This window comes from Nostoc sp. NMS2 (genome assembly GCF_017115105.1).
GTDB lineage: Bacteria > Cyanobacteriota > Cyanobacteriia > Cyanobacteriales > Nostocaceae > Nostoc.
In genome coordinates, this window is sequence record NZ_JABXKH010000173.1 from 68,907 (window position 1) to 82,424 (window position 13,518).

A 13,518-nucleotide genomic window follows, 5' to 3' on the forward strand; every position below is an offset into this window, starting at 1 on the left:
ATTAATATGTGCCAATTAAAACTCAATATTAAGATCCTACCCAAGGGTGAGGAACATTATACATTATAAATTTTTGTTGCAAATAGTCCGGTCTATAGCTAGCGTAAAGTGGACAATTTGACAATCTTTAATACTAAAACTACTTGGCGTATAGTCATAATCTGTCCGCACGCAACAAGAACGCAAGACACTTAATATATGGTTCGAGAGCTAGAAAGAAAACGCCAGAGTGCAAAGTTTCCTGAAACTGCACCGGCTGCAAATCCCGTATTTTTTAGAACCTATAGCCGCCGCACCAAGGCGGGATTAAGGGAAACATGGGATGAGGTGTGCGATCGCACTTTACTCGGCTTAGTCGAGTTAGGAAAGCTAACTCAAGAAGAAGCTGCCATCCTAGATAAGATGCAGCGCCACTTGAAAGCTATGCCTAGTGGACGCTGGCTATGGGTTGGTGGCACAGACTGGATAACCAAACCAAAGAACTTTTCCGGCGCTTATAATTGCACCTCTACCAATCTCGAAGACTGGAGTGCCTTCGGATTAATGATGGATCTAGCAATGATGGGTTGTGGAACTGGAGCCGTCCTAGAACCACAATTTATTAACCAGTTACCCCCCATCCGCAATCAACTGAATGTCATCGTACAAGGTGAAATCGGCAGCACTCCTGTGCAACAGCGACGTGAATATACCGAAACTCATATAGAAGGCAATAACGTCACTATTCACGTGGGAGATAGTCGTGAAGGTTGGGTTGAATCATATCAAGCCCTATTAGAACTCTCCACTGATGAACAATTTTCAGCAGAAGTTGAAGTATTAGTTGATATCAGTGATGTCAGAAAAGCAGGAGAAACTCTCAATGGCTTTGGAGGAGTTGCTAATCCGGTGAAATTGCCCGGACTTTATCAGCGTTGTGCATCTATTCTGAATAAAGTTAGAGGACGGCAATTAAATTCAGTTGAATGCTGTCTGTTAATCGATCAAGCTGCTGTCACAATTGTCGCAGGCAATATCCGAAGAAGTGCGGGGATGCGTCAGTTTGATTCTGGCGATGGTCTAGCAGCTACCGCCAAAGATAACTTATGGCAGCAAGATGAAAATGGCAACTGGCGAATTGATCCAGAGCGTGATGCACTCAGGATGGCAAATCATACCAGAGTTTTTCACCGCAAGCCAACCTTAGAAGAATGTCTTAATGCCGTCCGCAAACAATATTATAGTGGCGAGGGAGCGATTCAATGGGCTGGTGAAGCCGTAGCGCGATCGAACATTGATTTGCTACCAACACAAGCTTTGAAAGTTGAGTTTTTGCAAGCTTATGAACAAGGAACAGCAAAACAGTGGTTAGAAGAACATTATCCAAATCTTGATGCTAATGAGCTAGGACATCGTTTGCAGCGGTATGCTTTAAATCCATGCGGTGAAATAGTAGGCGCTAACTTCCATTGTGTTAGTGGTGATACCTTACTCATTACTAGAGATGGAATACATAAAATCAAAGATGTTGTCAGAGATGAAATTGAGATTTGGAATGGTCAAAAATGGAGCCAAGTAACACCATTTAAAACTGGTAGCGAACGCAAGCTGTATCGAGTCAAATTTGCAGATGGTAGTTACTTGGATGCAACCGAATATCATCGCTTCTTTGTGAAAGATAGATTTGATAAAGAATACAAAGAAGTCCAAACCAAAGATTTGATGGATGTTAGTAGATATGCCATTCATACCGAGCCTTTTACTATTCAGTATGAAGATGGATTAAACATCGATCCAAGTTATGCCTATACTTTGGGAGTAGCTGTAGGAGATGGAACTACAGACAAAAATGGTAATGCCAAAGTTAGACTTTATGAACAGAAAGCAGCTTTATCTGTAATCGGAAGTAAGTCTCCTGAAAGAAAGTATGACTACTTGCCGACTTTTAGAGATGTAACAGACTTAGGTTTTTCTGGAGAATTTTTAAAGAGTTTAAAAACAAATCCAGAGTCACTGAATGTAATTGCTAGTTGGAATCGCCCAGCAATTTTGCACTTTATCGCTGGTTTAGCAGATACAGATGGCACAAATACACATGGCAATGGCATTAGGATTTACATCTCTGATTATGAACGTGCATATCGAGTGCAGTTATTGCTAACTAAATGCGCTATCCGTTCTTCTTTAAATCTCTGCGCTCATAAAGGGTCAGTCACTAACTATGGTGTTCGCAGTCAAGATTTATACTACTTGCAAATTACTGACTGTGGACAAATTCCTTGCCAGCGTTTGGATGTGAGCAAAGGGTGTGATGCCAAATACAAAGGTAAATGGCAAATAGTTAGAGGTGTGGAAGAATTACCAGGTTTACACGATACTTATTGCTTTAATGAACCGGAACATCATAAAGGAGTATTTGGTAATACCCTAACTGGCAACTGCAATTTGTCTGAGGTTCACCTTAATCAAATCGACCCACGTAACTACAAAGAACAAGAGGAAGCTTTCACTGCTGGGGCGCTATCTGTAGCAGCACTTTTAAATCACAAATTCCTGGAACCACGCTATCAATACAGCCGTGAATTAGACCCAATTGTGGGAGTTTCTTTTACAGGTTTATTTGATTTCTTTGTCCATGCTTTTGGTGTTGATTGGCTGCGCTGGTGGGAAGCTGGAAGACCCGCAACTCCACAAGGATTAGCTTTTAAGCGTGAGGAAGAAAAATATCTCAGTTCCTGGAAAGATATTGTACATCGGGTAGTTTGGGATTATTGCGATCGCCATAATCTTAAACGTCCAAATCGCTGTACCACAGTCCAACCCAGTGGCACTAAGGCTTTATTAACTAATGCTAGTTCAGGATGGCATCCCCCCAAAGCCCAAAGATTTATTCGCCGTATCACCTTCGGCAAAAATGACCCAGTAGCCTTAGCCTGTATCGACTACGGTTACAATGTCATTCCCTCTCAATCAGACAAAGATGAACAGGGCAATTTGCTTAACGATCCCTTTGATTCACGGGTGAGTGAGTGGTTAGTAGAAATCCCTGTTTCTGTATCTTGGGCAGATTTACCAGGGGCTGATGAAATTGATGTTTCTAAGTTTTCAGTCTTAGCCCAATTTGATTTTGTCCTCCAGGTTCAACGTTGGTATGTGACTCACAATACATCAGCTACTTTGGAACTGCGTTCTGATGAAATCGAACCTTTGGGACAGCGTATCTACGAAACTATTCAGAACGATCGGGGATATATTTCAGCAGCCCTTTTAGCTCGTTTTGATGACCTGCAATCATTCCCACGTTTGCCATTTGAACCAATAGACAAACCAACCTACGATCGCTTGAATCAAGAGGTGAAAGCACGGCGCAAAACAGATGATTTCTGTGCAGTTTTAAGCCGCTACGATTTAGGCGAAATGTCAGAGGCTGGACCTAGTGGTTGTGACTCTGATAAATGTATGTTTCCCGACCAGCAACCAAGCTCATAAGGTGAAATAACGTCAACTTAGGGTAGGCAATATTTATCTATTACAATAAACAGCAGTGGTTTCATATAACATTTAACCACTGCTTTTTTATATCAAATAAAATTTGCCTTTTATCCTTTCCTCAGTCAATACGGTTCGGTTAACACAATGAAAGCTTACGAAATTCAAAGCAATGGTGGGATTGATGCCCTCGCATTAGTTGATCGCCCTGAACCAAAACCAACTGCGGGACAAGTTCTCATTCAAGTCAAAGCAACATCCTTAAATTACCGCGATTTGCTCGTCGCTGAGGGTGCTTACGGTGGTGGACAGAAGTATCCGTTAATTCCCCTGTCTGACGGTGCAGGAGAGGTTATGGCGGTAGGGGAAGGTGTTACACGAGTTAAAATAGGCGATCGCGTCGCTGGTATTTTCTTCCAAAACTGGATTTATGCCTCTTTAACCAAAGAGAAAATGAAATCCGATCTCGGAGGCGGTATTAATGGAATGCTGGCTGAATATGTCGTATTACACGAAGATGGTTTGGTGATATTACCTGACCACTTATCCTATATTGAAGGAGCGACTTTACCCTGTGCAGCAGTTACCGCTTGGCATGGACTGGTGACAAAAGGCAATATTGGCGCAGGTGATAGTATTTTATTACTCGGTACTGGGGGAGTTTCGATTTTTGCTCTCCAGTTTGCCAAGATACATGGTGCTAGAGTGATTATTACTTCCAGCAGTGATGAGAAATTGACACTAGCTAAACAGCTTGGTGCTGACGAGGCGATTAACTACAAAACAACACCAGATTGGGAAAAGCAAGTTTATCAATTAACTAATCGCATAGGTGTAGATCATGTAGTTGAGGTAGGCGGTGCAGGGACTCTGCCAAAATCATTACAAGCAGTCCGCATTGGGGGACGGATTAGTTTGATTGGCGTATTGTCAGGTAGAGGAAGTGAAATTGACCCCATGCCAATACTTTTTAAAAGTTTAACAGTTCAGGGCATTTATGTTGGTAGTCGAGAAATGTTTGAGGCGATGAATCTGGCGATGCAACAGCATCAAATCAAACCAATTATTGATCGAATTTTTCCCTTCACTGAAGCGCGAGAAGCTTATCATTATCTCAAAAGTGCGGCTCACTTTGGTAAAGTCGTAATTCATAATTCGTAATTCGTAATTCTAAAGAGTTTAATTATATGTTTCAAGTGGGGTTTAAATTTCCACTTGAAACATATAATTAATTACATTTAAACAGCAGCGAGAGTAGGCGCAGCGAATTTAGCATATCGCTCAATGTAGAATTCCTTAGAGTGAGCGATCGCTTTCACAGATTCACGCTCTTTCAAAGCACGTTTCCATTGACGTATACGGGTAAATCCCTCTGGTATCCCAAAACCACGATATTGCTTTAGTGCAGCCCAGCGCTCAAACCACGGAAAATAGGTGAAATCCACCAAACTGATGGATTCACCAAACCAGTAAGGGCCTTCCCCAGAAAGCTTTGCCAAACCTTCGTTTTCAATGAATTCCAGGTGTTTGTATAGTTCTTGTTTAGCTTCTTCTTGTTTTTGAGGATCTGAACTCCGCAGTAGGGTAGAAAAAGCGGGAACGAACCTAGTGTTAGCAAAATCGATCCAGATACGAGCCTGTGCCCTAGCAGCAAGACTGCTGGGTAACAGTGGTGGATTAGGAAATACCTCATCTAGATACTCGTTAATTACTGCTGACTCCCAAACTCGGTTATCGCCATGAGTTAGTGCAGGCACTTTACCATAAGGGGAAACTTTGGTAAAACCTTCAGGCTTATTCTGCAAATCAATCTCAATCAAATCGAAGTCTATGCCCTTCTCTTGGAGTACCAAACGGGTACGGTGAGCATAAGGACAAACAACTGCACTGTATACTTTGATTTCAGCCATGTTTAAGTTCCTTAGTAAATAGGACTTGTTAATCGGCATTGGGAATTGAATTCTCATCAAAAATCCCAAATCTTAAATGGGCATGGGGCAAAACAGTGCTGAGTTAGGAGTTAAGAGTTATTCTCCACTCAGCACGGGCTAAACCTTAGCTATCCGCTAATGGAACTCGGAACTCAGAACTCCTGAAGGGCATTGGGTATTATTATTCTTCTCCTGCTCCCCCTGCTCCCCTTGCCTTCTTCTAAAGCCAGGGCACTTCTTCAGGTGCATAACGGAAGGCGCGGAAAACTGTATTTTGCTCCCCACGAGTTACCGGCGATTTCTCACCTGGAATATTCCGAGATGCAAAGTGGGGGTTGATGTATTCCCAAACAATCTCTCCTGCAACTGTCACCTCGAATATCCGGCCGTAAGCACCTTCTGTAATCAAGGTATTGCCATTCGCTAAACGTTGCGCTCCTGATATGTATGCACTGAAGAAATTTTGAGGCGGGTTGTCGGTGTATTCCCAAACAATCTCTTTCGTTTCACGGTTTACCTCAATTACACGGGAGAAATTGAGAGCGATGTTACGACGATGTGCGCCATTGTCGAAAATCAAGATATTACCGTTAGCTAGCTCGTTCGGGAAGTGCTGCTGTGCTAGCACTTCATCACCCAACGTCCAAATTATTTCTCCCGTTTTGCGATCGATAATGATAACTGTGGAGATATTGCGAAAGCTCACTATAATATTGCCATCGGCGAGTTCCCCAACGGTATTTCCATGAGTCCATTCGTGTCGATGATCCTGGGGTGTAATGGTAAATATATCTGGATCGAGGTGTTCGTGGGCGTGCCAAGTCCAAACAATTTCACCTCGTGGAGTCACTTCATAAAGCACATCAGCATAGATATTCCCATCTGGTTCTGTACCTGGTACGCCGCCTTTGATCCGAGGTACTAACGACTGAGGTATTTTTTCAATGGCGAGTAAAATTGTGTTGCCATTGGCTAGTCTGCGTCCATCGTGATGATGATCTGGATGCTTATATTCCCAAATAATATTTCCTTTGGGATCTGCCTCTAAAACAACACCACTTTTAAACGCAGCCCACAAAGCAAAACGTAGTGGTTCTTCTGGTGGAGTCTTACCGTTATAAAAAAGGTTGCCATTGGGCAAGAGATAACCATATAACCCTGGTGGATATGGCAGATTCCACTGGTGTACGACTTTTCCTTCTAAGTTCAGGAGGTAAACTTCACCTTGACCTGTCAGGGGCGTGAAAAGTGTGTATCCTTTGAATACTTTTTCGGGATTGTAAGCCTTTAAGCCAGTACCCCGACGACGAACAGTATTCTGGTCAACTGATGTTGCTGTAAAAGTCATATTCCACCTACTAAACTTTTATGGTGCTGGGTTTGGAGACTGAGCATGAACTATATCCAACTCTTCCAAAATGTCTTTATTGAGAACTACATCCACACTTTCCAAATTCTCTTTGAGTTGTTCTAGTGTCGTAGCACCAATAATTGTGCTAGGCACAAACCAACGACTCCGCACGAATGCCAAAGCCAAATGCGCTGGACTCAGTTGATAGCGCTTGGCAATTTCCACATAAGCTGCTACTGCTTCGGTGACTTTTGGTTTTAAGTAGCGCTGACCAAAATTTTCAAACAAACTGAATCTTGCCTTTTCTGGTTTGCCATTTAGGTATTTACCAGTTAATAAACCAAATGCCAAAGGACTATAAGCTAGTAACCCAATTTCTTCCTGATAAACTGCTTCTGCTAAGGCTCCATCAAATACTCGATTCAGCAAGTTATAGGCATTTTGAATTGAAACAACTTTGGGCAATCCTAATTGTTTAGCAGCATTACTAAATTGGGCAACTCCCCAAGGTGTCTCATTACTCAAACCGATATAGCGAATTTTTCCTGCCTTAATTACGTCGTCAAAAACTGCTAGCTGTTCAACGATGGGAACCGTTTTTTCTACCTGAGTCGGATCGAATACCGTTTGCCCAAACCGTGGTACATAGCGATCGGGCCAGTGGATTTGATACAAATCAATATAATCTGTTTGTAATCTTTTCAAACTATCATCTACAGCTTGTTTGATATTATCACGGTCAATTGCTTTGGCTCCACCACGTAACCATTTAAAGCCACGACCGGGGCCAGCAATTTTAGTAGCTAGAATCAGTTGTTCTCTTTGTTGACGCTTTAACCATTCGCCAATGTAAGTTTCAGTTAATCCATAAGTTTCGGCACTTGTTGGTACTGGGTACATCTCCGCCGCATCAATAAAGTTGACTCCTTGGGCAATAGAATAATCTAACTGTTCATGGGCTTCTTCAATAGTATTTTGCTGTCCATAAGTCATAGTGCCAAGACAAATTTCGGAAACTTTTAAGTCACTTTTACCAAGTTGGTTATACTTCATATTTCCGCGTTGTTATTCAGTTGATTTAACAGTGATATTTTTGTTGGATATTTTGCATTTTGTCAAGGGCGCTATTATTTTTAATTAAATTAGCTTCAAACAACACTTACTTGGGTGCAAAACCAGTATAAATTTGTTATCAGAAAATTAGTATTCTGCCAAAATACTAAAAGTGGATCGACAAACCGTATTTTATGGGCGCAATTGTTTATTATTTCATAGATGAAGCAGATCGGTAAGCTAATTTAGAGAAAAATCTAAAATTGTAGTAGAAAATACTTGCTTTTTTTGAGCTTTTGTGAGGTGGGCTAGAATAGCCTGAATATATACTACGGTAAAACGGTAGATTTACAGTACTAAATTTAAGAATCTTAAGATTATTCTAGAATTAAGTCTTAACAAATCTTAATATTAATGTATCTAGCTCTAAGTATCTTGTCTTCATGGCAATCAAAATATACCAAATTTACCTGAAATAGTTTATAAGCCTGGTAGCAATTACAAAAACTTAGGATTTTAATGATTTCTATAACTAGGATATTTTTACTGCGATCGCTTCCAGCAATGCTCATATTTATAGCAATGTATTTGGATGCACAAGGGAGAAGCCAGTAAGCAAGAAGGCTTTAACTAAATCAGCGCCAAGGTGTAGACCGTCGTAGACAGCGCATTTTCTCAGGAATCTTTTGACTAACTTCATTTTTTCTTAATTCTACTACCAGTAAAAACCTTTTTAAAAGTCAGTGATATAAAATATACTAAGAATAAATACAGAGAAAAAAGTAATTCTCTGTGAATACTCGTTTTTTCATATAAAGAGGTGCATTATGGAATATCTTGCTTATTCTCACATGTTTATTGCTCAAGAAGAGGCATCTGCAAACACCAAACATAATCTTCCTAAATCTCAATTAAATGGCAAAGAACCTCTTAAATCTTCCAACATAGTTATTGCTGAAAAACAGGCATCTACAAACAGCAAATCTAAGTTCAATTGGAAAAAACTACTTAAATCTTCAGCTTGGTTAGCTTTAGCTGGTGTTGGTGTATTACTTATTGCTGCTGCCCAAATTCAAATGAGTTCGGCTGCTTATGTAAAGACTAACGGCAGTTGTTTGCGTATCCGTACAGGCCCAAGCACCAACTACTCTTATATTGATTGTGTATCAAATGGTGCAACCCTTCCAGCGATTGAAAGGTATGAAAACGGTTTTGCTCGGCTTTCTACGGGTAGATATGTTTTTGCCCGATGGGTTGGCGATAAACCTAACAATTCTTCAGTGACTAGACCTGGTGGTGTTGGTGGTTCAGTTATTCTTTCCCGTGGTTCTAAAGGTCAGCTTGTAAGAGACGTTCAGACAGCTTTAGGTAATATCAGAGTTGATGGAATTTACGGTCAAGAAACTGTTAACCAAGTGCGAACCTTTCAGGCAAGTAAAGGTCTACTTGTAGATGGTACGGTGGGGCCCGAAACTAGAGCAGCTTTGGGTATTTAAAAGTTAGAGACAATTTCATCAACAAGCCACTTTTGAAAAATATCATTTGCAGGTTATATCTGTTTTCTTGTGGGATGGAGAGAAATCTAAACTAAGGAAGTCTTAGATTAAAACTTCTCTTATCAGAGACGCTGCGCGAACGGAACGTCTCGCCCGTCTTAAGGCGGGCGAGATGCTTACCTCACAAAATTGAAACTGTGTTGAATGCAAATAAGAAAAGTCGATTTTATACACCCTGAAAAACAGAAATTTTGGATTTTGTTTAATCTAAGTTGATATTTCTGATGAAACACCCAAGTAATTTTGCACAATCTGCAAAATCCGCTCTGCTGCATGACCATCTCCAAAGGGATTAATTGCATTTGCCATTGCTTCATAGGCATCTGGATTGCTCAGTAACTCAGCAGCATCTGCAAAAATATTCTCACTCGTCGTGCCTACAAGTTTGGCCGTACCGGCTGCAATAGCCTCTGGTCTTTCGGTGGTATCTCTCAAAACTAGTACTGGTTTCCCCAAACTGGGGGCTTCTTCTTGCAAACCACCAGAGTCAGTGAGCAAAAGATGCGATCGCTCAATTGCTCCCACTAGTTCGCCATAATCTAGAGGTTCAGTCAAGAAAATTCGGGGATGATTCCCTAAAAGCTCTTGCAACGGGACTCGCACTGTGGGATTGCGGTGTAATGGTAAGAGCATTGCTGTATCAGGAAACTTGTCTAAGATTTGTAAAAACCCCTCTGCGATCGCTTGCAGTGGTTCTCCCCAATTCTCCCGCCGATGAACTGTTGCTAGCAGAACGCGATATGAATCCCAGTCTAAGCCTGGTACATGACAAACAGATTGGGTCGCAGCTACATTCAACAGCGCATCAATTACCGTGTTACCCGTCATGTGAATTTCACCCAAAACACCAGAACGGTGCAAATTTTCCACAGCCCAAGGAGTCGGCGCAAAGTGCAACTGACTAATTTGAGAAATCAACCGCCGATTAGCTTCTTCTGGGTAAGGATTGAAGATATCATCAGTTCTTAAACCTGCTTCAACATGACCAATAGGGATTTTTTGATAAAAAGCTGCCAAAGCTGCGGCAAAAGCCGTTGTAGTGTCTCCCTGCACCACCACTAAATCTGGCTTTCTCTCTTTAAATAACGCTTCTAGTCCTTTTAAACTGCGGCAGGTAATATCACTTAAAGATTGCTGAACCTGCATAATTTCCAAGTCATAATCTGCCTTGATGTTGAACAGCCGCATAACTTGCTCAACCATCTCCCGATGTTGTCCAGTTAAAATGACTTGCGACTCAAAAGCTGAAGACTTCTGGAAAACCTGAATCACTGGAGCGAGTTTAATCGCTTCGGGACGAGTACCCAAGATAATGCAAACCCGTTTTTTATTAGTCATTAGTCATTAGTCATCTGTGATTTGCCAATGGTTATAGTCAATGGTCTATGGCAAATAGTCAATAGCTGACAGTCAATCATTACACAAATCATAAGTTTGACACTCCCCGCCATAAATCGACGGGGATTCTTGGTTCAGCGATATCGCTTAAACTAGCTTCCTTGCGTTACCTAGCCCATATAAAAAGCATGAAAAAACCCGGCTTAATCGGGTAGATGAACTGTTTATTGAATTCAACTGTAATCGATCGTTAGAAAGCATGAAAAAACCCGGCTTAACCGGGCAGACACACTGTTTGTCGTATTTACTTGTGATGACTACATTTTAATCTCACAAGTTAAAGGGCAAGCAGCATAAACAGTAGTCTGCATTTGGTCTGCCTCTCCATGCAGCCAGCTTAACCATTTAACTTCACTGGGATGAACTCCTTTAATAGTTAGCACACCCGCAGCCAATACAACTGCCATGACATTAAACATGATTAAAGCGCCTGCTACAAGCAAAACAGCACTAACAGGCATCACAGATTGCAAGATGATCGATAACAGACATCCAACCGTAGCCATTAAGACAACTAATGGAAAACCGACAACCAACAAGCATACTGCTAATGTAAAAGTCCATATTAAAAAGCTTTTAATCATCAACAAGGAGTAGGTCTTTCCTAGATTAGAGCTTTGAGCAGAAACCATGACTTTTCCTCCCAAAAATACAACAGCAAATTTTAATCTCAGTCATATCTCGCTTTTGGCGAGTTAACTGAAATTTGTTTCTCAGTGAAATTCAGTATATAAAAACTAATCGAGAAAATGAGCATTTATTTACTAAAGTTTACAGTTAGTTTTTTGTAATTGTGGATATAAAATCAAGTTTCTATCTATTAGAATAACTTGTTTTCCGCATCTATCTTCAGATATATAACCTAAAAGGTATGCGCTTTTAACGTTGATCCCCAGATATTGCTCCGACTTAACTTAACATTTCTTATAAAAATTGATGGCTGTTCTCATAATTGATAGATGGGCTGAATAAATGAATAGCTAGTATTTGTGCTGTTAATTGCTGGCAATTTGTATTCATACCTGGGATAAATTTCTCATCTAAGGGCTGAGAATATTTATATTTCGTCAATAGTATTGTAAAGCACTAGAGAATCTATGGATTTTTGCTGAGGCGTTCTGAGCTATTAGGTGTGTTAAACCATGATAGATAAGTTAAATAATTTTTCTAAATATTCTGATTAGCGGAATTTTCGGAAAAAAAGATACCAGTTTAGGTGGATGAAATGGATCGACCGTGGTTCTAGATTTTCAATCACCTCTCATCACCACTAGGGCTTGCACGCCAGCATTCTCCAAAAGTCATCGAAGTAAGTGACTTAACTTCTCACTAATTCAACTTTTTAACTGCCAAATGTGAATATATATGACAGAATCACAGTCTCCATCAAATTCTAGCTCTGTTACCGAACGTAACTTGCCTCCAATGCCACCACCACCTCCAACGCCAACCTTTAGCACGCAGAGGCAGATGACACAAACATTGGATATGTCAATGGATAGGAGTACCAACACGCCTGTTGCAGGTCATCGTCCGGTTAGTCCACCGCCAATACCTAGTTCAGTTTCCTCTAAAACCAGCAGTACGGGACTCACTTTAGAGAAGTTAATCAAAGAAGCTTACGATCAGGGATATTCTGACTTGCACTTGGGTGTAGGTGAAGTACCCCGCTTCCGCAGCCGAGGGGAAATTCAATCATGGGATTATCCAGAAACAGATAAAGAAGCTTTTATGAATTGGTTGCGGGAGGTGATGAGTGAGGCGGAAATTCAGCGCTTTGAAGAACACTTAGAATTTGACGGAGCAACTCAATATGACTTTGCTCGCGTGCGGATTAATATTTTTGGTACCCTTAGAGGGCCTGCGATGGTGTTGCGGTTGATTCCTCTGAAAATCTTAACTATGGAACAGTTGAGATTACCCCCAGTTTTTCGGGATATTTGCCATAATCACAAAGGTTTAATTTTAGTGACTGGGCCCACTGGTTCTGGAAAGTCCACCACAATGGCAGCGATGGTAGACTACATCAATAAGGAAATGGCCAAGCACATCATTACCATTGAAGACCCGATCGAATTTATCCATCAAAGCCGCAAGTCTTTAGTCAAACAGAGAGAAGTGGGAATGCACACCCGAAAATTTGACAACGCTTTGAAAGCAGCTTTGCGGGAAGATCCAGATTTGATTCTAGTAGGGGAAATGCGAGATAAGGAAACAGTTAACACCGCCCTAAAAGCTGCTCAGACTGGTCACTTAGTTATGGGAACTCTGCACACTAATAGCGCGGTTAAAACCATTGAACGGATTCTCAACCTCTACTCTGGTGACGAACAAGATGCAATGCGGGTGGCAATTTCTGAGTCTTTAGTGGCGGTAATTGCTCAAGGTTTGTGCCGCACAACTGACGGGAAACGGGCTGCTTTCCACGATGTGCTGATCAATACTGAGGCTATTAAAGAATGGATCAAAGACGGAAAATATGATGAAATTGGCGAGTTGATGAAACAAGCAGGCTTTGACGGCATGATTACGATGAATCAGTCATTGCTCAATCTCTATCAAGACGGTCGCATCACTGAAGAGACGGCTTTGGAAATGTCACCAACTCCTAACGAAATGGCACAGTTTCTCCGAGGTCGAGTTTAAGATTGGGAATTGGGAATTGGGAATTGGGCATGGGGCACTTGTACTGAGCGAAGCCGAAGTATTGGGCATGGAAAAGAGACAAGGGAGACAAGGAAGAGGGGGGAGACAAGGGAGA

9 protein-coding genes are annotated in these 13,518 nt (G+C 41.3%); 4 read left to right on the plus strand and 5 right to left on the minus strand.

Features of this window, described 5'->3' with window-relative positions; translation table 11 throughout:
* Window positions 1-198: 198 nt before the first annotated feature.
* Together nrdJ and HWQ36_RS32115 are read left to right on the plus strand one after the other, a co-directional pair.
* Window positions 199-3,468 (plus strand): ribonucleoside-triphosphate reductase, adenosylcobalamin-dependent, encoded by a 3,270-nt coding sequence (gene nrdJ / locus HWQ36_RS32110; RefSeq protein WP_292710487.1) that lies wholly within the window; start codon window positions 199-201, stop codon window positions 3,466-3,468.
* 147 nt (window positions 3,469-3,615) lie between these two features.
* Window positions 3,616-4,629: an NAD(P)-dependent alcohol dehydrogenase gene (locus tag HWQ36_RS32115; protein WP_292710489.1), complete on the plus strand. Its 1,014-nt coding sequence runs from the start codon at window positions 3,616-3,618 to the stop codon at window positions 4,627-4,629.
* Between the two features lie 77 nt (window positions 4,630-4,706).
* Here HWQ36_RS32115 and HWQ36_RS32120 read toward each other — a convergent pair whose 3' ends face one another.
* From HWQ36_RS32120 to HWQ36_RS32130, 3 genes are all read right to left on the minus strand, one after another.
* Window positions 4,707-5,378 (minus strand): glutathione S-transferase family protein, encoded by a 672-nt coding sequence (locus tag HWQ36_RS32120; RefSeq protein WP_292710492.1) that lies wholly within the window; start codon window positions 5,376-5,378, stop codon window positions 4,707-4,709.
* A 241-nt stretch (window positions 5,379-5,619) separates the two neighbouring features.
* Window positions 5,620-6,747: an aryl-sulfate sulfotransferase gene (locus HWQ36_RS32125; protein WP_292710494.1), complete on the minus strand. Its 1,128-nt coding sequence runs from the start codon at window positions 6,745-6,747 to the stop codon at window positions 5,620-5,622.
* Between the two features lie 18 nt (window positions 6,748-6,765).
* Window positions 6,766-7,803, minus strand: coding sequence for an NADP(H)-dependent aldo-keto reductase (locus HWQ36_RS32130; RefSeq protein ID WP_292710497.1), 1,038 nt, complete (start codon window positions 7,801-7,803; stop codon window positions 6,766-6,768).
* An 827-nt stretch (window positions 7,804-8,630) separates the two neighbouring features.
* Here HWQ36_RS32130 and HWQ36_RS32135 point away from each other — a divergent pair.
* A complete protein-coding gene (locus HWQ36_RS32135) occupies window positions 8,631-9,299 on the plus strand; it encodes a peptidoglycan-binding protein (protein WP_292710500.1) in 669 nt (222 codons plus the stop codon).
* A gap of 267 nt (window positions 9,300-9,566) precedes the next feature.
* Here the strand turns inward: HWQ36_RS32135 and wecB are convergent, their stop codons facing one another.
* Both wecB and HWQ36_RS32145 read right to left on the minus strand, forming a co-directional pair.
* Entirely contained in the window at window positions 9,567-10,697 is a 1,131-nt protein-coding gene (gene wecB / locus HWQ36_RS32140) for a UDP-N-acetylglucosamine 2-epimerase (non-hydrolyzing) (RefSeq protein WP_292710503.1), read from the minus strand.
* Window positions 10,698-11,014: 317 nt separating this feature from the next.
* Window positions 11,015-11,389, minus strand: coding sequence for a hypothetical protein (locus tag HWQ36_RS32145; protein ID WP_292710506.1), 375 nt, complete (start codon window positions 11,387-11,389; stop codon window positions 11,015-11,017).
* Window positions 11,390-12,122: 733 nt separating this feature from the next.
* Here HWQ36_RS32145 and HWQ36_RS32150 point away from each other — a divergent pair.
* The gene (locus HWQ36_RS32150; RefSeq protein WP_292710509.1) at window positions 12,123-13,403 is read left to right on the plus strand and encodes a type IV pilus twitching motility protein PilT; all 1,281 of its coding nucleotides are present in this window, start codon (window positions 12,123-12,125) and stop codon (window positions 13,401-13,403) included.
* Window positions 13,404-13,518 lie beyond the last annotated feature (115 nt).

What these genes read in the sequence shown, in the direction of transcription:
- nrdJ (WP_292710487.1), top strand. Translation starts at nt 199, where the DNA reads ATGGTTCGAGAGCTAGAAAGAAAACGCCAGAGTGCAAAGTTTCCTGAA.
- HWQ36_RS32115 (WP_292710489.1), top strand. Translation starts at nt 3,616, where the DNA reads ATGAAAGCTTACGAAATTCAAAGCAATGGTGGGATTGATGCCCTCGCA.
- HWQ36_RS32120 (WP_292710492.1), bottom strand. Translation starts at nt 5,378, where the DNA reads ATGGCTGAAATCAAAGTATACAGTGCAGTTGTTTGTCCTTATGCTCAC.
- HWQ36_RS32125 (WP_292710494.1), bottom strand. Translation starts at nt 6,747, where the DNA reads ATGACTTTTACAGCAACATCAGTTGACCAGAATACTGTTCGTCGTCGG.
- HWQ36_RS32130 (WP_292710497.1), bottom strand. Translation starts at nt 7,803, where the DNA reads ATGAAGTATAACCAACTTGGTAAAAGTGACTTAAAAGTTTCCGAAATT.
- HWQ36_RS32135 (WP_292710500.1), top strand. Translation starts at nt 8,631, where the DNA reads ATGGAATATCTTGCTTATTCTCACATGTTTATTGCTCAAGAAGAGGCA.
- wecB (WP_292710503.1), bottom strand. Translation starts at nt 10,697, where the DNA reads ATGACTAATAAAAAACGGGTTTGCATTATCTTGGGTACTCGTCCCGAA.
- HWQ36_RS32145 (WP_292710506.1), bottom strand. Translation starts at nt 11,389, where the DNA reads ATGGTTTCTGCTCAAAGCTCTAATCTAGGAAAGACCTACTCCTTGTTG.
- HWQ36_RS32150 (WP_292710509.1), top strand. Translation starts at nt 12,123, where the DNA reads ATGACAGAATCACAGTCTCCATCAAATTCTAGCTCTGTTACCGAACGT.